Source organism: uncultured Selenomonas sp., from assembly GCF_963528755.1.
Taxonomy (GTDB): domain Bacteria; phylum Bacillota; class Negativicutes; order Selenomonadales; family Selenomonadaceae; genus Selenomonas.
On record NZ_CAURXA010000005.1, the window covers coordinates 134,308 to 157,582 of the forward strand.

General features: G+C 58.9%; 14 protein-coding genes. 11 read left to right on the forward strand and 3 right to left on the reverse strand.

The features are described 5' to 3' along the window. The first annotated feature begins 8 nt into the window (after positions 1-8). The 11 genes from RWS31_RS07460 to RWS31_RS07510 all read left to right on the forward strand — a co-directional run bounded on the left by RWS31_RS07460 (position 9) and on the right by RWS31_RS07510 (position 20,424). On the forward strand, positions 9-821 hold the full coding sequence (locus RWS31_RS07460) for a nitrogenase iron protein NifH (protein WP_314597197.1): 813 nt from the start codon (positions 9-11) through the stop codon (positions 819-821). Further along, complete coding sequence (locus RWS31_RS07465; RefSeq protein ID WP_314597198.1) at positions 811-2,112, forward strand: nitrogenase component 1; 1,302 nt, start codon at positions 811-813, stop codon at positions 2,110-2,112. The genes RWS31_RS07460 and RWS31_RS07465 overlap by 11 nt, the downstream gene beginning before the upstream one ends. After that, on the forward strand, positions 2,105-3,379 hold the full coding sequence (locus RWS31_RS07470; protein WP_314597200.1) for a nitrogenase component 1: 1,275 nt from the start codon (positions 2,105-2,107) through the stop codon (positions 3,377-3,379). Before RWS31_RS07465 ends, RWS31_RS07470 begins: the two co-directional genes overlap by 8 nt. A gap of 106 nt (positions 3,380-3,485) precedes the next feature. Then, the gene (locus RWS31_RS07475) at positions 3,486-4,319 is read left to right on the forward strand and encodes an ABC transporter ATP-binding protein (protein WP_314597351.1); all 834 of its coding nucleotides are present in this window, start codon (positions 3,486-3,488) and stop codon (positions 4,317-4,319) included. Then, positions 4,316-5,356 (forward strand): iron ABC transporter permease, encoded by a 1,041-nt coding sequence (locus RWS31_RS07480; RefSeq protein ID WP_314597203.1) that lies wholly within the window; start codon positions 4,316-4,318, stop codon positions 5,354-5,356. The genes RWS31_RS07475 and RWS31_RS07480 overlap by 4 nt, the downstream gene beginning before the upstream one ends. A 102-nt stretch (positions 5,357-5,458) precedes the next feature. Further along, on the forward strand, positions 5,459-5,905 hold the full coding sequence (locus tag RWS31_RS07485; protein WP_314597205.1) for an Hsp20 family protein: 447 nt from the start codon (positions 5,459-5,461) through the stop codon (positions 5,903-5,905). 198 nt (positions 5,906-6,103) lie between these two features. Continuing rightward, the gene (locus tag RWS31_RS07490) at positions 6,104-6,892 is read left to right on the forward strand and encodes a protein-glutamate O-methyltransferase CheR (protein WP_314597207.1); all 789 of its coding nucleotides are present in this window, start codon (positions 6,104-6,106) and stop codon (positions 6,890-6,892) included. A 36-nt stretch (positions 6,893-6,928) separates the two neighbouring features. Beyond that, positions 6,929-7,897 (forward strand): phenylacetate--CoA ligase family protein, encoded by a 969-nt coding sequence (locus RWS31_RS07495; RefSeq protein WP_314597209.1) that lies wholly within the window; start codon positions 6,929-6,931, stop codon positions 7,895-7,897. Between the two features lie 86 nt (positions 7,898-7,983). Then, complete coding sequence (gene addB, locus RWS31_RS07500; RefSeq protein ID WP_314597212.1) at positions 7,984-11,418, forward strand: helicase-exonuclease AddAB subunit AddB; 3,435 nt, start codon at positions 7,984-7,986, stop codon at positions 11,416-11,418. Continuing rightward, a complete protein-coding gene (gene addA / locus RWS31_RS07505; RefSeq protein ID WP_314597214.1) occupies positions 11,415-15,170 on the forward strand; it encodes a helicase-exonuclease AddAB subunit AddA in 3,756 nt (1,251 codons plus the stop codon). The genes addB and addA overlap by 4 nt, the downstream gene beginning before the upstream one ends. Positions 15,171-15,543: 373 nt before the next feature. Beyond that, complete coding sequence (locus RWS31_RS07510) at positions 15,544-20,424, forward strand: TonB-dependent receptor domain-containing protein (protein ID WP_314597215.1); 4,881 nt, start codon at positions 15,544-15,546, stop codon at positions 20,422-20,424. Between the two features lie 88 nt (positions 20,425-20,512). Here the strand turns inward: RWS31_RS07510 and RWS31_RS07515 are convergent, their stop codons facing one another. Genes RWS31_RS07515 through RWS31_RS07525 form a run of 3 tightly spaced genes read right to left on the reverse strand, consistent with a single transcriptional unit; the run spans position 20,513 to position 23,190 of the window. Continuing rightward, the gene (locus tag RWS31_RS07515; protein WP_314597217.1) at positions 20,513-21,973 is read right to left on the reverse strand and encodes an MATE family efflux transporter; all 1,461 of its coding nucleotides are present in this window, start codon (positions 21,971-21,973) and stop codon (positions 20,513-20,515) included. Between the two features lie 11 nt (positions 21,974-21,984). After that, a complete protein-coding gene (locus RWS31_RS07520) occupies positions 21,985-22,215 on the reverse strand; it encodes a hypothetical protein (protein ID WP_314597219.1) in 231 nt (76 codons plus the stop codon). Between the two features lie 21 nt (positions 22,216-22,236). Then, entirely contained in the window at positions 22,237-23,190 is a 954-nt protein-coding gene (locus RWS31_RS07525; protein ID WP_009646203.1) for a magnesium transporter CorA family protein, read from the reverse strand. Between the last annotated feature and the right edge of the window lie 85 nt (positions 23,191-23,275).

Below are 23,275 nucleotides of genomic sequence, written 5' to 3' on the forward strand. Positions count from 1 at the left end.
CTTTGAGATTGAAAAAGATTGCGTTTTACGGCAAGGGCGGCATCGGCAAGTCGACGACTGCTGCCAATGTATCGGCGGCGTTTTCGCGCGGGGGAAAGAAGGTCTGTCAGATCGGCTGTGACCCGAAAAACGATTCGACGCGGCTTCTTTTAGGGCGCATCGCGCCGCTCACCGTGCTCGATGCGGAGCGCAGCAAGAAGGGCGCGGCGCTTTCTCTTGCGGAAATCGCGCACGAGGGATACGGCGGCGTGCGCTGCATCGAGGCGGGCGGCCCTGAGCCGGGCGTCGGCTGCGCGGGGCGCGGCATCATCGTGGCGCTCGAAAGGCTCAAGGCGCTCCATGCGTTTGATGCTGTCGATGTCGCCATCTACGATGTGCTCGGCGATGTCGTCTGCGGCGGTTTCGCCGTGCCGATACGAGAGGGCTATGCCGAGGAAATCTACATCGTTTCCTCGGGGGAGCTCATGTCGCTCTACGCGGCGAACAACATCGCCAAGGGCGTGCGCCGCTTCGCTGCGCGAGGTGTCGTAAAGCTCGGCGGCATCATTGGCAACGGGCGCGATGTCGCACGCGAAAAGGAGCTTTTGGAAGCCTTTGCCGCACGCCTCAGCACAAAGCTCATCGCCTACATCCCTCGCTCTGCCGCCGTACACGAGGCGGAGATCCATCGGCAGACGCTCATCGCCTATGCGCCGGATTCCGCACAGGCGAAGGTTTACGAAGAGCTTGCGGCGGCGATTGAGGGGAATGTGGATCTAGTCATCCCCAAGCCGATGGCGTTTGAAGAGTTGGAAGATCTGGTGGAGAGCTATGGGAACTGAAGCGAAACGCGTGGTGATGCGCCGCACGAATTGCAGCTGCAGCATGCCGGGCGTCTGGCGTGCGCTTTCCTTCGTGCGCGGCGCTCTCGTCATCTTCCACAGTCCGCGTCCGTGCGCTCACATCGCCCATGGCATGGATGTGGGAAGCTTCCATCGCCTGCGTGCAGCGGGAACGAAGGTGCGCCTCTCGCCCGTGCCGCTTCTGACAAGCTCCTTGTCGGATGCAGAGGCGATTTTTGGTGGCGAGGATCGTCTGCGCGAGTGCATACGTTTTGCTGCAGAAAAATATCAGCCGCAAGCGATATTTATCGCCAATTCCTGTGTGAGCGGCGTCATCGGCGACGATACGTGCGCCGTGGCCGAGGAGATGGAGCAAGAGATTGGCTTGCCCGTCAGCGCCGTCTCGGCGCACGGCTTTCTCGACGGCGAGTATTATGCAGGCTACCTTGACGCTGCACGCGTGCTCGTCGATCGCTTCATGAAGCCGGCAGAGCGCCGTGCGGGAAGCGTCGTGCTGCTCGGCGACTGCGGCGGCATTCACGGCGAGTACGTGAAGGAATTATGCCGCTTGCTCGGGCTTCTCTCCCTGCGCGTTGCGGGGCAGTTTCCGTCGTATCTCGCACTATCTGAGATGGATGTAGTGCCGGCGGCGGAACTTCTCATCGTGCTCGGGCGGCGCAGCGACGAGAAGCAGGCGCTTCTCGTCGACTTGGCGCGGCACATTCATGAGCGTTTTGGCACGCCGTACCTCGCCGACGTCTATGCGGTCGGCTCGGAGGAAACGAAGGAGTGGCTGCGTGCGGTCGGCAGGCTTTGCGGCAGGGAAAGGGAAGCGGAAGAAGCGATTTGCGCGGAAGAAGCGGCGTTTCAACGCGCCGTGGACGAGGTGCGCCCGACGCTCGCAGAAAGGCGCGTGACATTCGCCATCGGGCGCGACCTCGACTGGTTTCAGCCGAAGATCGTCATGCGCCTTCTGAAGAAGGTGGGCATCGAACTAGCGGGCGTCGTCCTCCTTGATTCGTTCCTGCCCGGGCGGCGCAAGGTCATGGAAGAAGAGGTAGCGTGTCTGACGGATGCGTCGATCGCCCATGAGGGCAGCCGCGAGGCGGAGGAGCTTTTCAAAGCGGCGGATTTCGTCCTGACGACGCACGAGCTTACCGACGCAAGGCTGCGGCAGATCTTTCTGGCGCTCATGCCGTCCGTCGGCTGGTCGATGGAAAAGAAGCTCCTGCACGATATGGTGCATATCGTCTGTCGTCACGAAAGCCGGGGAGGTCTGATCTATGGCTGAGCAGAAAAGGCATTTCGATGACGTCTGCGCTTGGACGGACAGCTGTGCGCTCGCTGGAGCAATGGCATTTTTTGCCGCTTGGCAAGACGCTGCCGTCATCGTCAACGGCCCCATGTGGTGCCATTACTTTGCGCTGCGCCACGTCGAGCATGGCGTGAGCGATGCCGTGCGGCGCACAGGCTGCACGCAGCTTGACAACGACGCCATCGTCTTCGGCGCGGAGGATTATCTGCTGGAAGCCCTGCAGCCTTATATCGCTGAGTCGCCGCGCCTTTTGGCCATCGTCAGCAGCTGCGCCGCAGGCCTGATCGGCGACGATGTAGCTGCCATCGCGCGCTCGGCGGGCATTGCAGCGCCCGTCGTCGCCGTCGACAGCAGCGGTCTTGCGGGCAGCTTCGCCGCAGGCTGGAGCAAGGCCGCGTGTGCGGCAATCGAGGCACTTCTGCCTGAGAAGAAGGAGGAGAAGTCGCATGGCGTGAACCTTCTCGGCATGACGGCGAGCTACTGCAACGGGGCGAACGACGCGCGAGAACTCGTGCGCCTTTTGCATCTGGCGGGCTATGAAGTGAACGCCGTCCTCGGCTGCGGCGAGACGGCGGAGGAGCTGCAGCATCTGCCCGCCGCCGCGCTCAACATCGTCGTGCACAGGGAGTTGGGACTCGCTTCGGCAGAGATACTATTGGAGCGCAGCGGCACGCCGTTTGTCGCACCGCTGCCGCCTTACGGCAGGGCGGGCACGCGGCATTGGCTTGAAGAGATCGCGGGCGCTTTGCCCGCGCCGCGCGAGAAGGATGTGCAGGAAGAACTTTCGCGTGTGGAAAAGGAAGATTTCCTGCGCCTGAACGAAATAAAGAGCATGTGGGGCGAGCTTTGGTTCGACGAGGCGCTCGTTCGTGCGCCTGAATCTATGGCTTGGGGCTTGGCAAGAGCCTTGCGCACGGAGTGGGCGGACGTGCGCCGCCTCGCCGTGGCGGCGGAGGCAGAGGAAGCGGCAGATGCCACTGGGATCGCCGACGAGGTTTTTTCTGAGACGCATACGGCGGAGCTGGCGCAGTTCCTCGCCTCCATGAAGAACGGGCTGCTGCTCGCGAGCAGCAACGAAGCGGCGCAGGTCGCGCCGCAGCACGCGCAGTTCCTGCCCGTCGCCAGTCCTGTGCTCGACCGCATTCAGCTGACGGATGCGCCGTTCATGGGACTGCGCGGCTCGCGCTTCATCGAGGAGCAGCTTTGGAACGGACATATTCTGCGACGACAATGGATGTTATAGATGTCATAAGGGAAACACGGATAAATAAAGCCGCCCGAATGTGTGAAGATGGGCAACCGGATTTATCCGTGCTTTCCGAGCAAGGGAGCGGTGGAATTTGCAGGAAATGATACGGGTTGCGGGACTTTATGCGGGCTATGAGCGGCAGGTGATCTTGGAGAACGTTTCGTTCGGTATTGCAGCGGGCGAGATGGTCGGTCTTATCGGGCCGAACGGCGCGGGCAAGAGCACGCTTTTGAAGACGATGCGCGGCATCTTGGCGCCGCTCGCGGGTGAGATCTCCGTCATGGGACAGAGAATCGGCGATTTGCCGGCGAAGGAGTTTGCGAAGAGCGCCGCCTATTTGCAGCAGCATCTGGAGATGACGTTCGATTACTCGGCGCGCGAGGTCGTGCTCTCGGGGCGCTATCCGTATCTCTCGTGGTGGCGGCAGGAGCAGGCGCACGATATCGCCATCGCCGAGGCGTGCATGGCGTATACGGGCGTCGCAGAACTGGCGGAGAAGCCGCTTCAGGCCATGTCGGGCGGACAGCGCCAGCGCGTGCTGCTCGCCAAGGTGCTCGCACAGCAGACGCCCGTGCTCTTTCTCGATGAGCCGGCGACGGGACTGGACATCATCTATCAGGAGGAGATCTTCCGCTTTTGCCGCGAACTTTGTGCCGCGGGAAAGACCGTCGTGCTCGTCGCGCATGAGCTTTCCCTCGCTGCACGCTTCTGCTCGCGTCTACTGCTCATCGGGCGCGGTGCGCTCCTCGCCGACGGCCTGCCGCGCGAGGTGCTGACGGCAGAGCTTCTGACACGCGCTTACGGTGCGCCCATCAAAGTCGTGGAGAATCCGCTGACGAATCATGCGGAGGTCTTCACGGAGGCGGAGAAGGGTGCAGGCAGGAAATCACATCTCCTGCAGGTCATCTTGGGAAGGAAGGAGGCGGCGTCGTGAAAAAATTCTGCGAGAAGAAAAACTTCTTCTTTTGGCTTCTTCTGCCGTGCCTCGTCGTCTTCGCTGTCGTCCTGTCGATGAGCTCAGGGCAGTATGACATCTCGATGGAATGCGTGCTCGCGGCTTTCTCCCACGCGGCGGGTCTGCCATTCTTTTCCGACGTCACGGTTACGCCTGAGCAGCAGGCGGTGCTCTGGCACATTCGTCTGCCGCGCACGCTCGTCGGCCTCATGGTGGGGGCGGGGCTGGGCATCTCAGGCGCAGTGCTGCAGGGCATCTTCAGCAATCCGCTCGCCGATCCCGGCATCATCGGCGTATCGAGCGGCGCTTCCGTCGGCGCTGTGCTCGCCATCGCGCTCGGCGTCTCTGCCGTCAGCGTCTTTTCGCTGCCTGCTTTCGCCTTCACGGGCGCCATACTCGCCGTGGGGCTTACCGTGTCGCTTTCCATGCGTCACGGGCGCATTCCTGTCATGACGCTCCTGCTCTCGGGCGTCGTCGTCGGCATGTTCCTCGGCGCGTGCACGGCGGCGATTCTCACGGTCATGAACGAGCAGAAGATGCAGCAGTACCTTTTCTGGACGATCGGCGGCCTCGACTATCGCCGCTGGGATCATGTCCTTCTGGGAATCGCACCCATTAGCGGTGGCGCCTTCCTCATGCTGATCCTCTCACGCCATTTGAACCTCCTTGCGTTCGGTGAGGTCGAGGCGCGTGCTGCGGGCATGCCCGTGACCTTCTTCCGCCTGCTGTTTCTGGCGCTCGCATCACTGACGACGGCGGCGGGCGTCTGCATCAGCGGCAACATCGGCTTCGTCGGACTCGTCGTGCCGCACATGATGCGGCTTCTGATCGGCCCTGACCATCGGAAGCTGCTGCCTGCAAGCCTCCTGGCCGGCGGCGTATTCCTCGTCGTCTGCGACTCTCTGGGGCGCATCCTGCTTCAAGGCATGGAGATCCGCGTGGGCATCATGACGGCGTTTATCGGTACGCCGTACTTCCTCTATCTGCTGCGCCGCCACATGAAGCTGACGTCTTGATTTTTCCTCGACAACCTTGTCCGTCGCTTGAATTTTTTAGCAAAACACCGTATAATATAGAAAATGAGAATAGGACGTGAGTGTTGATCGGAGGGAAACGTCATGATTCGCAGCATACCTTTCAATTTCCGAAACAATGCGGAGAAGACGCGCGATACGGTGGAGCGCGTGGTGGACTTCATCATGGAGCAGCCGCTCAATCCCATTGGCAAGGTGACGGGGGCGCTTGCTTCTTTTCGCTGCGACATCCTCGATGAAGAAAATTACTATGAGATTGAAGCAGAACTGCCCGGCATCCTTAAGGAAGACATCTCTTTGACCTACGAGGACGACAAGTATCTGACGATTGCCGTGGAAGTTCCTGAGCGCGAGAACCACTTGAAGTATCTGATGCGCGAGCGCCGCACGGGTCGCTTCGAGCGTTCCTTCGCAGTCGACGGCATCAAGTGGGAGGAAAGTGCAGCTTCGATGGAGAATGGCATCCTCAAGATTGTCCTGCCGAAGCTCGGTGTCGAGGACGTCAAAAAGAACAGCATAGAGATCAAGTAGGCTGAGGGTCATCATGGGCTGCTGCTCAGTGCAGCAGCCTTTTAGCGCGTCCATGAGAAAAAACAGGATTCTTTCCCTTTGTGTAGAATTAAAAGAGTAAGGTGTGCCATCTCGCTTTGAAAAGCGGCTTGGCACTTTTCGTAGAACGAAACGAGAGGAGACGGCGTACCGTCTCCGCCGGCAGGAGGTAAAACGAATATGTTGGACGATCAGGATTGGGGCGCATTCAAGCGGAAGCTCAAGGCGAAGACGGAGATTGACCTTGATCTCTACAAGGAGCCGCAGATGAAGCGGCGCATCGGCAGTCTTGTGACGCGCAAGGGCTACGATTCGTATACGAAATACTTCGATATGGTGACGCAGGACAAGACGGAGTTCGACGCCTTCATCGAATATCTGACGATCAACGTCTCGGAGTTCTTCCGCACGCCGGAGAAGTTCTCGAAGCTTGAGACGGATGTCATTCCCGATTTGCTGACGCGCTCGTCCAAGCTCAATATCTGGAGCGCGGGCTGCTCCATCGGCGCTGAGCCGTATTCTCTGGCGATGATCTTGAAAGAGATGACGCCGGGCAAACAGCATCGCATCCTCGCGACGGATCTCGATGTCGAGATCATTGCCAAGGCGAAGCGCGGCGTCTACACGGACAACGAGCTCAAATGTGTCGAGAGTCCGCGCCTCAACAAATACTTTACGAAGGGAAGCGACGGCACGTTCGCTGTGCATGAGGACATCAAGAAGCTCATCGAGTTCAAACGTCACAACCTTTTGAAGGATCCCTTTGAGACGGGCTTTGATCTGATTCTCTGCCGCAACGTTGTCATCTATTTCACGGAGGAAGCGAAGTTCGACCTCTACACGAACTTCTTCCGCGCACTGAAGCCCGGAGGCATCCTCTTCGTCGGCGCGACGGAGGCGATTTTGAATTTCCGCAAGATCGGCTACACAAGTTACCAGCCATTCTTTTATCAGAGACCGCTGGCGTGAGCGAGGCGGCATCTTTGAGGAAAGGGGGCGGGGCAGGTGTTTGCAAACGAGAAGATCGAGTGCATGAGCCGCGATGATTTGCGGGACTTGCAGCTTGTGCGGCTGAAGAAGGCGGTCTCTTGGGCGAGCGAGAAGAGCACCTTTTACCGTACGAAGTTTGCAAACGTCTGCGCGTCGCAGATTGAGAAGCTGGAAGACATTGAGAAATTGCCGTTCACTTCTCTGCCCGACATCCTCGCGACATCGCCGTTCGATTTCCTCACGCTTCCCTTGAGCGGCGTCCTGCGCATCAGCTGCCGCAATCATACGGGCGCTGTCGTCAAGATGTATACGAACGGCGACATTGCGAGGAACGTCGACATGCTGACGCGTGCTCTCGCAGCGACGGGCGTCCATCGCGCTTCTGTCGTCGGCATTCTCGGCGACATGTCGGACGGACGGCTGCTCGATTTGCAGATGGCGGCGGAGGTGATCGGCGCGACGACCGTGCTGCTCGGCGAGGACATGCAGTCGGCGGTCGAACTCGTGCGCCTGACGGGCATGGATACGCTCTTGGCGAGCCAGCCGCTCGTCATGCAGCTCATCGTGCACGCGCAGATGAAAAACATCGAGCCGTCGGCCTTGCCCATAAAGACGGTCGTCTGTCTGAACGAGGCGATCTCGAATCCGATGAGACGCCATATCTCGGATCGGCTGCAGACTGAGGTGCATGACCTCTTCGCTTCTACGGAGCTGGGCACGGCGGGACTTTTCTATCCGTGCGGCAAGGGGCAGGGGCATCATGTGCAGGAGGATTACTGCTACACGGAGCTCATTGAGTTCAGCGGCGCGAAAGTCATTCATGAGCCGGGACGCATGGGCGAGCTTGTCGTCACGATGCTCGCCGCAGAGGCGATGCCGCTCATACGCTACCGCACGGGGCAGGCGGTCATGCGGCTCGACGAGCCGTGCGGCTGCGGCCGTGCGTTCGTGCGCCTTGCGACGCCGTTCGGCTTGACGCGCTGAGCCGTTTGTATGACAAAAATGCCGCGGGCATCGTTTATGCCGCGCGGCATTTTTCTTTGGCACGAATGGGAAACGAGGGAGAAGATATGATCGAGTTCATCTTGGGGCGTGCGGGAACGGGAAAGACACACGCCTGCCTCTCCAGCATGGCGGAGCGCATGAAGGCAGAGCCTATGGGCAGCGCCCTCGTGCTTCTCCTGCCCGAACATGCGACGTATCGCGCAGAGCGCCGCCTCGCCGCCATGATGGCGGGTGCGGGTGAGGGATTCGTGCGCGGTCTCGTGTTCGGCTTCAAGCGCTTCGCGCGTCATGTGCTGCAGGAGACGGGCGGTGCGGCAGCCGCGCGCATCACGAGCGTGGGCAGACGGCTGCTGCTGAAGCGCATCCTCGCCGAAGAAGGCGACAGCCTGCAGGCATTTGCGCGTGCGGCGAAGCAGCGCGGCTTTACGGAGACGCTGGAAAGAGCCATGGAGGAGATGCGCAGTTACGGCATCGACGGCGACGCCCTGCTGCAGGCGAAATCTGCGCTCGCTGACGATGATCTGTGCCGGAAGCTCGCGGATCTCGCGCTCATCTACAGCCGCTACAGAGAGAAGATGGCGGGGCGCTACAACGATACGGGCGACATGCTCGACGCGCTTGCCGAGAAGATTCCTTCCTCGCGCCTTTTGGAGGGGGCGGAGGTATGGGTTGACGGCTTCTCCTTCTTCAATCCGCAGGAAAGAAAGATTCTTGCGGCGCTCTTTCAAAAGGCGAAGAATGTGCATATCACGCTGACGTTCGATCCGACGGACGAGGCGGCCATGCAGCGCGAGGGCAGTCTCTTCTATCGGCAGGCGCAGACCTTGCAGCAGCTGCGGCGGTTGGCTCAGGAGATGCAGATTCCTGTGCGCGTGCGCAGTTTGGAGGAGAGGCGGCGCTTTCAAAGCGACGCGCTCGCTGCCATCGAGCGCACGGCGTTCTCCTTCCCGCTCGTGCCGCAGGCGGGGACGGCGGGCGTCGCGCTCGTCGAGGCGGCGACGAGGCGGCTGGAAATGGAGGCGGCGGCTGCCGACATCGTGCGCCTGTGCCGCGAGAAGGGGCTGCGCTGGCGCGACGTCGCCATCTTGACGCGCGACGAGACTGCCTACGGCGACATGCTCGCCCTGACGCTTGAGGACTGCGGCATCCCGTACTTTCGCGACAACAAGCGTGCGGGCGTCCATCATCCGCTCGCCGAGCTCGTGCGCTCGGCATTCGAGGTGCTGCGCGGCTGGCACTACGACGCCATGTTCCGCGCATTGAAGACGGGATTTTTCCAAAAGACGCGCGAGTGGATCGACCTGCTCGAAAACTATGTGCTGGAGTTCGGCATTCGCGGCTCGCGCTGGACGATGGAAGAGGACTGGCACTGGCATCGCCGCCGCAGTCTGGACGAGGAGGAAGAGGGCGCGACGCAGAAGGAAGAGGAACGCCTCGCGCAGATCAATTCCTGCCGCCGCGCCGTGGCAGAACCCCTGCAGGAGTTTACGGCGCAGGTGAAGGCGGCGTCGACGGTGCGCGGCTACGCTGAGGCGCTCTATGGTCTGCTGCTCGCGCTCGATGTGCCTCAGACGTTGGAGCGGTGGGCGGATGAGGCGGAGAAGGCGGGGCGCCTCGCCGAGTCGCGTGAGCATCGCCAGATCTGGGACGACGTCATCTCCCTGTTGGATCAGATGGTGGAGACGAGCGGCGACGAGGCGATCAAGGTGCGCGAATTTGAGGACGTCCTGGGCGACGGGCTTGACGCCCTGCAGATTTCCCTGATTCCGCCGGGACTCGACTACGTGACCGTCGCCGACTTCGATCAAAACAGCGTTGAAAATGCACGCGCCATCTACATCCTCGGCGCGAATGAGGGCGTCATGCCGCGCCGCAGCCAGGAGAAAGGACTGCTCTCCGATGCCGACCGCCTGCGTTTGAAGGAGGCGGGGCTGGAGCTTCCGCAAGGCTCCGTCGAGGGAAGTTTCAACGAGAGATTCCTGCTCTACAAAGGATTCACGGAAGCGCGTGACTATCTGTGGGTTTCCTATGCTCTCGCCGATACGGAGGGAAAGGCTCTCCTGCCCGCCTCTCTGCTCGGGCAGATCCGCACTGTCCTGCCCGCTGTCCGTTTGCAGACCGTTCCGTTGGAGGGGGCGGAGCGCCGCCTCTTTGCGGGCGGTCGTCAGGCGGTGACGGCTCTGGCGGCGGCGCTGCGCAGCTACCGCGAGAAGGGGACGCTTGAGCCTTTTTGGCGTGACGTCTACAACTGGGCGTTGGGGGAGAAAAAGATGAGCATTGTCCTGCAGAAAGTGCGGCAGGGCATATTTTCGCGTGCTGCGGCGGAGCTTCTGCCCAAGGAGCTGGCGGCGGCGCTCTACACGAAGAATCGTCGTCTGCGCGGCAGCGTCACGCGCTTTGAGTCGTTTCGCGCCTGTCCCTTCCAGCATTTCGCACGCTATGGCCTGCATCTGGCGGAGCGTCCTGAGCATGGCTTTCGCACGCTTGACCTCGGCGTGCTGCTTCATGCGGCCCTGCGCGAATTTGGCGAGCGGCTGAAAAAGGACGGCAGACGTTGGCGCGACGTAGGCGAAGAGGAGTGCGGCGAGATCCTGCATGAGATTCTTGGCCTGCTTGCGCCGCGGCTGCAGAATGAAATCCTCCTGAGCTCGAAGCAGTACGAGAATCTCCTCGTGCGCATCGAGGAGACGGCGAAGAAGGCGCTCGTGCGCCTCATCGAGCTCGATGCGGCCAGCGAGTTCCGCCCCGTCGCCTTCGAGCGCTCCTTCGGACGCGGTGCAGGCAGCCTGCCGCCGCTGACGTATGCGCTCGCTGACGGCTCTTCGCTCGAAATCATGGGGCAGATCGACCGCATCGACATGGACGAGGCAGGGCGCTACTTCCTCATCCTCGACTACAAGACGGGCGAGGCGTACATCAACCTCGTCGAGGTGTACTACGGTCTGAGGTTGCAGCTTCTGACCTATCTGCTCGTCGCCAGAAACCTCCTCGCGCACACCGAGGAAAAGGAGCTTCTGCCCGCAGCGATGCTCTATTGCTTCTTGAAGAATCCGCTCGTCACAGCGCCCCATCGCATAGATGCGGCGGAGGCGAAGAAGCTTCTGCAGGGGCAGCTCAAGATGCCCGGCTGGGTGCTCGCGGACGCCGACGTCATACGCGCACTCGACAGTACCTTCAGCTTCACGAAGGTCGCCTTGACGAAGAAGGGCGAGATCGACAAGCGGAAGCTCGATTACGTCAAGACGGAAGAGGAGTTTGCCATCCTGCTCGACTACATCGCCTACATTCTCAAGGATACGGGAAGGCAGATCCTCTCGGGCGAGGTGCGCGCCCTGCCGTACCGCCTCAAGGACAGGACGGCATGTCGCTTCTGCCCGTACATCGCCGTCTGCGGCTTCGACCCGCTCGTGCCGGGCTTTTCCTATCGGCGGCTGCAAAGCCATGAGGACGCAGAATTGATGGACAGCATGGAATTGAAAGGACAGGAGGATGCTGAATGAGCGACGTACGCAAATGGTCTGCGGCACAGCTGAGGGCGATCGAGGAACGGGGAAAGAATCTGCTCGTCGCGGCGGCGGCCGGCTCGGGCAAGACCTCGGTGCTCGTCGAGCGCATCATCCGCCGCATCCTGCAAGGGGAGACGGACGTCGATCGGCTTCTCGTCGTCACCTTCACGAACGCCGCCGCCGCCGAGATGCGCGAACGCATCGAAGCGGCTCTCGCGCAGGAAATTGCCAAGGGAGCAGCGTCGCCGAGGCTTGAGCGCCAGCTTGCGCTCCTTTCCAACGCCTCGATCTCGACGCTTCACGCCTTCTGCCAGAACGTCCTTCGGCGAAACTTCGCCGCCATCGATCTCGATCCGAAGTTTCGCCTTGCAAACGAGCAGGAGAAGCGTCTCTTACAGCAGGACACGCTCGAAGAAGTCTTTGAAAAGAAGTACGACGAAGCGCAGGAGGACTTCCTTTCCTTTACCGCCGCTTACGGTACGGAGCGCGGCGACGAAGCGCTCTATGCCATGGTATTGCGCCTCTACGCCTTTTCGTGCAGTCAGCCCTTTCCTTCGCGCTGGCTCGACTCGCTCGTCGAGAGCTTCGACCTCGCAGAGCAGAAGCGTCTTCTCGATACGCCGTGGGCGCAGTCCGTGCTCGCGCAAATTTCCTTTGAGCTTGCCGCCGGTCTTGCCACCATCGAGCGGCTTGTCGAGAAGGCGGAATCGCTCGGCTATGAGACGTGCCATGCCGCATTGGAGGGGGACGAGAAAATCCTTAAAGACCTGCTCGACGCCTTGGCGGCAAGGGATTGGGAAGGGCTGCGGCAGGCGTTCTCCTCGTATGCTCATGCGAGGATGAACTTTCCCAAGGGCATGGACGAGGAGGAAAAGGAGGAGGCGAAGCGTCTCTTTACGCAGCCGCGCGATCGCGTGAAGCAGCGTCTCAAAAAGCTCAAGGACACGTATTTTCATGCGACGGAAGAGGAGCTTCTCGACGATCTTCGCGCTCTTTCGGGCATGGCTCATGCCATCGTCGATGTCGTCAAGGATTTCACCGCCTCTTTTCAAGCGGCGAAGAAGGAGCGCGGCGTCGTCGATTTCAACGACTTGGAGCATTTCGCGCTCGCCGTCCTCTGCGACAAGGATGCGCCGGAGGGAGAGCTTCGCCCCTCGGCGCAGGCGCTCGCCCTGCGCGAGAAGTACGAGGAAGTGATGGTTGACGAGTATCAGGACACGAACGGCGTACAGGAGGCGATTCTCTCTCTCGTCGCGCGTGATGACAACCTCTTTGCCGTCGGCGACGTCAAGCAGAGCATCTATCGCTTCCGTCTTGCCGACCCGCAGCTCTTCCTCAAGAAGCAGCGCGAGTATCCGACCTTGGGCGAGAAGTATGCACGCATCGACCTCTCGGAGAACTACCGTAGCCGCGCGGGCGTGCTCGCAGCTGTGAACTGGATCTTCTCGCAGCTCATGACGCCCGAGGCGATGGAGCTTACATACGACGATGCCGCGGCGCTGCACTTTGCGGCGCTCTATCCTGAGGATTCGCCAAAGAGTCTTGCGGGGGCGGCCGAGCTGCATATCATCGAGAGTGACGCCGAATCGTCTGTTGAGCCTGAAGAAGAGGACGAGGAAAAGGCGGAAACTTCGGCTGTGGCAGATGGCGGTGCAGAGATGCCGGCGGGAGAAGAGGAAGAAGAGCTCAAGGGCTTCGCTCTGGAGGCGGCGTTCATCGCACGGCGCGTGCGCGAGCTGATGGAGAGCGGCGCTCTCGTCGCCGACAAGGACGGCTATCGTGCGCTGCGCTGGCGTGACATCGTGATCCTTCTGCGTGCCGTGCGCACCAAGGCGGACATTCTCCTCGAAACGCTGCGTGATGCCGACATCCCCGCGTATGCGACGCTCGATGCCGGCTATTTTCAGGCAACGGAGGTGCGCGTCGTGCTCGCCGTGCTCGCCGTCATCGACAATGCGCGTCAGGACGTGCCGCTCGCGGCGGTGCTCTGCTCGCCGATCGTCGGACTGTCGGTCAGCGAGTTGGCGGAGCTTCGGCTCGCCGCGCCCGAAGAGGACATCTTCGGCGCACTCCTCGTCGTCAATGACCCTGCAGCGAAATTCTCTGCATCTTTGCGTGAAAAGGTCGACGCCTTCCTGCGGCTTCTCAAAGATTGGCGCGACCTCGTGCGGCGCGTCAGCGTGCCCGAACTCATCTGGCAGATCTACCGTGACACGGGCTACTACGATTACGTCGGTGGCATGGCGGGCGGGCTTCTGCGCCAGGCGAACCTGCGCATGCTCGCCGACCGCGCACGCGACTATGAAGAGACGAACTTTCGCGGACTCTTCCGCTTCCTGCGCTTCATCGAGAAGATGCAGCAGATGGAAACCGACCTCTCCGCCGCACGCACGCTCGGCGAAGGCGAGGACGTCGTGCGCATCATGACGATTCATAAGAGCAAGGGACTGGAATTTCCCGTCGTCATCGTCGCGGGACTCGGCTCGAAATTCAACATGCAAGACGCTTCGCAAGACCTCCTCATGCATCGTGAACTGGGGCTTGGACTCTACCGCACGGAACGCGAGAAGTCGCTCCGCTACTCGACATTTGCGCGGGAGGCGGTCGCCGAGCGCATCAAGCGCGAGAGCAAGGCGGAGGAACTGCGCGTCCTCTATGTGGCGATGACGCGTGCGAGGGAAAAGCTCATCCTCGTCGGCTCGACGAAGAAACTTGCTGCATGCGCAGAGGGCTGGTGCAGTTTCGTCACGCAGACGGAGCGTGCGCTTCCCGCCCATGCGGCGCTTGCGGCAAACTCCTTCCTCGACTGGCTCGGCATGACCGTCGCACGCCATGCGGACGGCGCACCCCTTCGGGAGAAGGCCGCGCTCCTCGAAAAGCGCGTCGCGCCCGTTGGCGAGGACGACTCGCGCTGGCAGGTGGAAATCGTGCCGGTCGCCGCCGTCAAGAGTGTCAGCGCTGCCGTCGCCGAAGACGACGAATTGTTCGAGAAACTGCGCAGGGGAGAGCCTTTGGAAGCGAGCGAGGAGAAGGACGATGTTGAGCAGATGCTCGCTTGGCAGTACGCGCCGCACGGCGTCGATAACGTGCCGGCGAAGCTCTCCGTTACGGAACTCAAGCGTCGCTTCTCCGTCGAAGATGCGGCGGAGGAGAAGGCCTATATACCGTTGAAGGAAGTGCATGGCAGTTCCAAAAATGTATTCAAACGCCCCGATTTCATGCAGGAAAAGGCAGGATTTTCTGCGGCGGAATACGGCACGCTTATGCACGCAGTATTGCAGCATATCGACCTCACGGGAGACACTGACCGCGAGGGCTTGGAAAAGCAGCTGGCGAATATGGTGGAAAAGGAGCTGCTTCTGCCCGAACAGGCGAAAGCCGTCCGTCTCGACGCCGTAGCATCCTTCCTGCAGTCGCCGCTCGGCACGCGCATGAAGAAGGCGCGGCGCCTCTGGCGCGAACTTCCCTTTAGCCGCCGCCTCGAAGCGCATCGCTTCTACCCCGAAGCTGAGCCCGAGGCGCGAATCTTCGTCCAGGGCGTCATCGACGTGCTTTTCGAGGACGAAGCCGGCGCACTCGTGCTCTTGGACTACAAGACGGACAAGAACACGCGTCCCGCAGCCGTGCGTGAGAAGTACCGCCTGCAGATCGAGATCTACACGGAAGCCGTGGAAGCGATCTTGGGCCGCAAGGTGGCGGAACGCTGCCTCTATTTGCTGCAGGACGGCAGTGTCGTGCAGTTGTAGGGAAGAGGATGGCATCATGAAAGAAATGAACGCATCTATCGAAGTTCCCCATGGAGCAGGAGTTTGGCAGGATGCACAGCTTGCTTTGAGCTGGTAGCGTGAAACGTAGATGGACTTTCAATATTCGTGATTCCCGTAAGAATCATAAGGAGAGGGCTGTCGCACACATGATGCAACAGTTTTTCTTTTTCATTAAAAAGTGAATGAGATTCAAAAATATGAATAAAATAGAATTTTTTTCATATTTTTTGCCCAAAAGGGTAGATTTATTCTCAAAGAGTGATATAATTAATGAGAATAAGAGTTGATTTCATAAATTTATAGGAAGCACGGCATCGCCCCGTGCTTTCCAAAGCATTGGAGGGAAACGCAAGTGAAAGAAATCACCGTTCGGAAAAAGAACGCGTTGGCGTTCGCTGTCGCGCTCCATCTCATGCTGCCTCTTTGTACGGTACAGGCGCATGAAAGTGCGGGAGAGATAGACGTTCAGACGGGATCCGTTGACGTCGAAGCAAACGCCGCGAAAGAGGATGCGAAGTACGAGTCGCAGTCTACGACGATCATCACGAAAGAGGACATCGAGAAGAAGCAGGCGAAATCCGTCGAGGACATCATCTTCGACGAGACGGGTATGACGCGGAGCGTCGATGCCATGGGGCGCGTCACGCTCTCGATTCGCGGCGCGGAGCCGCGCCATACTTTGATTCTCGTCGACGGTCAGCCCGTCATGGGCGACTTCGCCAAGTATACGGGCGCGGGCGACGAACTGCAGCGGCTCGGCACGGAGAACGTCGAGCGCATCGAGATCATCCGCGGCGCGGCGAGCGCGAAGTACGGCGCCGACGCTATCGGCGGCGTCGTCAACGTCATCACGAAGGCGGCGGCGAAGAGTGCAGGTCTGCGTCTGAATCTTGAAGGCAGACGTGCTGCGGGCGATTCGAATCTGCCATACAAGAACTTCTTCCTGCGCGCCGACTCGGGCAAGATCGGCAAGCTGCGCGTCGCAGCCTACGGCGGCAAGCGCGACATCATGCCGATTTACAGCATGGAATCCTTCGGCGGTCTCATCAAGAGCGGCGACTCTTATGAAGACGAGGAAAGCCGTGTGCGAAACTCACTGCGCTACTATGGCGACATTAAGAACATCGGACTTGTCGCATCCTATGATCTTGATAAGAATCATAGTCTTTCTTTGAACCTCGATCATACAGCAGAGGATATGGAGCGTTTCGTCAAGCGATCTAATTCTGGGGGAGAGGGTCTGCAGAACTTCAAGCGTGAGCTTGACCGCAACACCTATCGCCTCTCGTATGCTGGGCGCGGCGGCAATTCGGATTGGAATGTCTCTCTCGACTATGCAAAGATGAACGAGGACGATACGACGCTGACCTCGGACTATATCAATTCTCCCTATGAAGGCAAGAACACGCTCAACTACATCGACGACATCATGCATCAGCAATGGAGCCTCAAGGCATCGGCAAACACCCAGATCCATCGCGATCATCTGCTGACCTACGGCATTGGCTACACGCAGGAGAAGGGCGAGGGCAGCCGAATCAAGAACGCGCCGAACAGCCATACGCGCATGATCGATCCGTGGGAGTACGATAAGAACCTTTATACGAGAGGCGGCGCGGGTGCGCCATCTTCGCGCGTGCACGACTATGCGATGACGCGAAATGAAGCGGGAGTGCCGAAGTATGACAATGAATACGAGTGGTATGGATATAAGGACGCTGCCGGACGTTCGCTGGAGCCAATCTATACGTATCAGGATTATTTGAAATATGGCTCGCAGGGCTATGATAAAGACTGGAATCCAGCGCCGCCGGATGTCATGGCGCGACTGATGGCATTCGGTCAGCAACTGCTTGATGATGCTCGCAACCAGGATCTGACTCATATTGATACGCCGACTTCGGCAATCAATCACTACTATGACCAGGAATTTGCCAATTATGATCGTAAAATGTTTGGACATGCAGTACTTTGGAACGGAAAAGCGTTCAATGAAGAGTTTGAGGCGCGGCAGAACCGATTGACGATTGGCAGTGTGGAGATCAAGAAGCAATATGTGTTTTTGCAGGACGCATGGCAGATCAATCGAAATACTTTGCTCTCGCCAATTCTGCGCGTCGATCACAGCAGCCTTTTCGGCACACATGCGACGTTCAATATCGGCATGACGCACAACATCGGCGGCAAGACGAACCAGCGCTTCAAGGCGAATCTCGGCACGGGTTATACCGAGCCGGGCATGGGCGAGCTTTATTACAACTGGGAGATGTATGCAGGTGCGCCGATGGGGCTTGAACGAGCGCGCCTTGGCTACTATTTTGTCGGCAATCCGAACTTGAAGCCGGAGAAGTCCCTCAACTTCGATCTTGGCTATGAGGGCGAGAGCAAGGATGGCAGGGACAGCTACCGTATCAATGCTTTCCACAACCGCATCGACAACTATATGACGACCTACTTCACGGGTTATCTTATGGATTTCCATCCGGAAATTTCCGCTGATGCCAGATGGCTCCTGCCGCCCGATATGATTTACAGCTTCAAGAACATCGGCAAGGCAGAGATCACAGGTCTTGAAGCGGAGTATAACCATCGCTTTGACAAGCATTGGTCGGCGAAGCTCGGCTATACCTATCTTCATGCCATCAACAAGAGCGATCCGAACATGCCGGATCGTTTGCTCGATCGGCCGCAGCACAAGATCGACCTTGGCGTGACCTACGAGAATCAAGGCTGGCGTGCGACGCTTTGGGGGAACTACTACGTCAACATGCTCGACAGCAACAGTGTTGCGAACAACGGCAACTATTACGATTGGGACGGCGTGACAGGAAAATGGCACTACAACTTCGCTGAAGGCGGCAAGCAGACGTACGAGACAAAGACCTTCGGTATCTGGAACTTCATCCTGCAAAAAGACTTCGGCAAGGACGCGAGCGCCTATATCGGCGTCGACAATATCTTCAACCACCGCGATGACGACCGCGCGATCAACGAGCGCACGTACCGCATCGGCGTGAACTTGAAGTTCGGTCCTGACGCGAGCACGGGGGCGGGCGGGCGCTTCAAGAAGGAAGAAGTGCATCTCATCCCCGAAGACGCATGGTTCATCCAAAAGCCCTTCGATACGACGAAGGAAAAGGGCGTGCGTGTCATCGGCGATTATTGCGCACGCTGGAATGCCTTTACAGGCAAGGAAAAGCCGTCTGAAGCGCGTGTCACGACCACCGCGAGCGTAAGTGACGGCGCGTATAAGAACTACCTCGAAAAAGCCGAGCACGGTTTCGAGCAGCGGCTGCGCGTCGGCGTGGATGCGAGGATCGATGCGAACACGAATCTCACTATTTTGGGAAGCGCTTCGGGCGCAGAGGGCGTCGGTACCGATACCGATGTCGCCAAAAGCCGTGGACTCAACCATGTGCGCCTTGACGAGGCGAATCTCACCGTACATGCGAACGACTGGGACTTCTCCCTTGGACGCATGACGGAGCCGATGGGCGTCACAGGCTATTACTTCGGCAAGGAGTACGACGGCGGTCGTGCTGTCTGGACGGGCGCTCATACGCAGGTGCGTTTCGGCTACGGCGACTTCCGACACTCGACGGGCGTCACAGACTCCGCCTATACGCACGCGACACGCCAGAGCTTCGTGCGCGGCGTGACCAAAGAGGAATGGCTGGGCTATAAGGCGACCTCGATCAACAGCCGTACGACGGACGCCGTTCCGTATTATCCGAACTACAGTACGCTCATCAAGGATACCCCGGGATTTGACGGACTGTATCAACGGCTCGCCAAGGTGCAGAGTTTGGCAGAGGAAAAGCAGATTCTTGACGAGTATCTGAATGTTGTCAAACAGGATAATCCCAAAGCATATCAAAAATTGATGGATCAGTTGTCTGAGAAAGGGAAAATCCAGCACGATGACTTCGCATGGTACAAGGTGACCGTGAGGGACAAACATGGCAGCGTCGTCGGGACATATCTTTCACAGGAAGAAAGTCCGCAGCTGAAGAAGCTGCATCCGAGGGCAAGCCTTTCTTATCAAGATAGATTCAATCGCGAGAAGATGGAGGATGTCACCCGTAAGGCATGGGAGTCGGCAGAGGCAGATCTGGAGACGACGCGGACGCGGGTGGAGAAGCCTGATAATATCGACGGTCATCCGGACGGGGTTTATAATCTGACGTATGAGTTCTACGGCTATGGAACATATCACGGAAAGAAGCCGATCCTTGGCTACAATTTGAAGATGAGTGATTTGCAGCCCGGAGATTTCAGATCAATGACGAAGGATGAGGCAAAAGAGCGCACCATTCGTTCCTCTTGGGATAAAAGCGCTTACCACGAGGTGCAGTCGTTGAAACGCGACCCGGATGATCCCAATAGTGGATTTACATTAAACGGGAAGATTCCGGTAGGCAATAAAAGGGGCATATCGTATCTCGGTCAAACGATCATCGACTATCTGATTGATGATTATTATTGGGGTCCGGAGGACAAGAGCGCTCAACCGCTCAAGCTGCTGGAACGCGCAGGCTATTTTGTGCTGCAAGTCGGCACCGTTCTCGAGCGCGACCAGATCCCTGCGCTCAAGCAGGCGTTCTATGTGCAGGCACGTCACGAACTTACGCCGAATCTCGGCGTCGCCGCTTGGTATCTGCGCTCGGTCGGCAATGACTCGCATCGCTTCCTCGCGGCGAACGGCACGACGAACGATGTCAGCACATTCGATACGCTCGCGAACGTCGTCGGCGTCGGCGCGAAGTGGCAGCTCTCGAAGAACGCCGCGCTGTCCTTCGACTACGGCGTGAACACGACTGACTTTGGCAAGTACATGAACGGCCACACGCGCTACGAGCACAAGAGCGGCACAGCCGACTTCGCCATCAAAGGCAGGGAAACCGGCTCTGCACCAAAATTCTGGGTCATGCGGCTCGATCTCGGCAAAGCCGATACGAATGTGCCGCATTCGTGGAATGCGTTCATCGACTACAAGCGCTTCGAGCACGGCTCCTTCTTCGGCGGCAACGGCACGGAAGCGCTGCCCGACCGCTACCTCGACGGTATCAAGAGCTTCACCGTCGGTGCGGGCTACGTGCCGATGGAAAACCTCCTCGTCGAAGCCTTCTACACCTTCGGCGCCAAAGGCATCGGCGCACGTGACACCCTCTACGGACCCGAGCGCTTCAGCCTCGGCGACTACGCAAGGGTGCAGCTCACCTATCGCTTCTAAGGTCGAAAATCAAGAAAATGTCAAACAGCCCGACGAAAATCCGTCGGGCTGTTTGACATCTTTTTGATAGAAAGGCAGCGGGTGCTCTTCATGAGACGCGACACAGCGCTCTTCGGCAGCCGAGCCACAGCAGTCCTGTCATGACGAAGAAGCTGACACTGTAGGCGCTGTAGACGATGTGCATGGAGTGGATGCCAGTCATGTCCCAGCCCCAGCACCATGCGACGCGAAAGAGGCAGTAGGCGGCGAGCGCGGTCATCATGGGATAGAGGGTGTCGCCCAAACCGCGGATCGCGCCGATGTAGATCTGATTGACGCCGTAGAGCCAGTAGAAGGGGAATGTGTAGTAAACGGCGTCAAGCGCATTCGCAGCGACGGCAGGATCGTCGGTGAAGAGCGCGATGAGCGCGGGCGCAGCAAGACCTGCGATGAATGCCATCGCCATTGCCCCGCCCGCCGCGAGACGAAGGCTTATGCGAAGCCCTGTACGCACGCGCGCAAGGTCGTGTGCACCGACGTTCTGCCCGATGAAACTTGTGAGCGCTATGCCGAACGCGAAGAGCGGATAGTAGAGGAAGCCCTCGATGCGTGCATAGACGGTCATGCCCGCCATCGCCGCATAGCCGAAGGAGTTGATGTACGTCTGGATGACGAGGGAGGAAAGGCTCATGAAGACGGCCTGAAGCCCGGCGGGAATGCTTGTGCTGAGGATGGGCAGGAGATGCCCCAAAGCGAAGAAGGGGCGGCTAAAGCGCAGTTTCCATGTGCCATGGAGATGGAACAGTTTCCACAGGGCGAGCAGCGCCGCTGCATACTGCGCGAGGACGGTCGCGGCTGCCGCGCCTGCAATGCCGCAGGGAATGACGATGAGCAGCACGACGTCGAGCGCGATGTTGAGCACGACAGCGGCGGCGAGATAATGAAGAGCGCTCGTCGTATTGCCGAGCGCTCTCAGGATGGCGCTCGCTGTATTGTAGAGAAGCTGTGCAAGCATACCGTAGAGCACGGTTCGCAGATAGAGGCTCGCTGCCAGGATGAGTTCGGCGGGCGTGGAGAGTGCCGCGAGCAGCTGCTCGGTCAGAACGATGCCGGCCGCCGTAAAGAGAGCGGCGAACAACGCGACGGTGATGAAGATGCTCTGTACGAGTGCGCTGAGACGCGCATAATCCTTTTCCCCGTAGAGGTGGGAGACGAGGACGCTGAGTCCCGCCGAGAAGCCGATGAAGAAATTGACGATGACGGAGAGGATGAGGCTCGCCGTGCCTACAGCGGCAAGCGCCTGTGCGCCGAGCACCTGTCCGACGAGGGCAGTATCCGCAATCGTGTAGAACTGCTGCAAGAGCTGCGAGAGCAGGATCGGCAGCATGAAGACGAGCAGCTGACGCGGGATCGCCCCGCGTGTAAAATCCTGTTGATCAGCGCTATGGAAGAGCAGAACGTGGAGGTGGTGCAGATTGTGATGAAGAAAGTCATAAGTGAGCGGATTGTGCACGCCGTAAATCCGCTCGCGATGCCGCAAAGCACGAAGTTTGCCAAGAATCTTGTCCATAAAATTCGATTCTAGCACGAGCTTTTCCCGAGCCTTGGATGTGTGCTCGGGCGCAGGCTGCGGATTCTTATGAGACGCAGTGCTTCTTTGATGTCTACATCGTCCCGCATATCACCCCTTTCGTAGACGCAGACAGGATCTTTGACACCGATCTCGCTCGCGGGCATGTAGATGTATTCGGCGTTTTCTGCATCACCGAAGATGAGGCCGCTCTTTAGCTCGGATTCAATGAGGGATGCCATACTTGCCTCCGATTCGTAGCTTCAAAACATATTCTTGCGCCATAGGACATAGGATGACGCTCCGGCGATGACGGCGGCGAGGATAGCGATGGAGAGAAATGCCGTCGAGTCGTCTGCCAGCGGGACGGGGACGTTCATGCCGAAGAAGCTCGATATGACCGTCGGGATTGCGAGGATGATCGTCATGGCAGCGAGGAATTTCATCACGAGGTTCTGATTGTTCGAGATGATGGAAGAAAAGGTATCCGACATGCGCGCGAGGATCTTGTTATAAAGCTCAACCATCTCGCGCGCCTGCTTGTTTTCGATGATGACGTCTTCCAAGAGGTCCTCGTCCTCTTCGTAAATCTTGATGATGGGCGTCAGGGATTGGTTGGAGCGCAAACGCAGAAGCTTATCGAGAACAGCGCCGTTGGAGCGCAAGGCTGCACTGAAATAAGTCAAGCCTTTCTGCAGTTCGAGGAGGCGCAAGATGTCGCTGTTTTCCATCGAGCGGCGCAGGTTCAGCTCGATTTCATCCGAGTGTTTGTTGATCTGCCTGAGATAGCGCAGATAGAAGGTCGCCGACTTGTAGAGAATCTGAAAGAGGAAGCGCGTCTTCTTGAACGTGCGGAAGAGCTTCGCCGTGTTCTCGTTGAATTCCGATAGGACAGGCGTATCCTCCAAGCAGACTGTGATGAAGTAGTCCGCCGTCAGAATGATGGCGAGCGGCAACGTGTCATAGCTGTCCTGACCGCGCATGACAGGGACATTGGTCAGGACCATGACGGAGTTGTCTTCGACATCCGTATGGGAACGCTCCTCGTCATCGAGTGCGGAACGCAGAAAGTCCGGCTCGACTTCTGTGAGGTTGCTGACAACCTTGAGTTCGTAAGGCGTGGGGTCGATGATGTTGATCCATGCGCCCTTTTCGAGCGTCTTGAGCGTCAGAGTCTGCAGGGGGCCGCTCTCAAGGGACTTGAAGATTTTGAGCATAGACAGGGAGTCTCCTTTCGCGGAAGCTCCCCAAGGTCAAATGCAGGATGCTTTGAGAAAAAGGAGGCTTCCAAGCGTTTTCTTT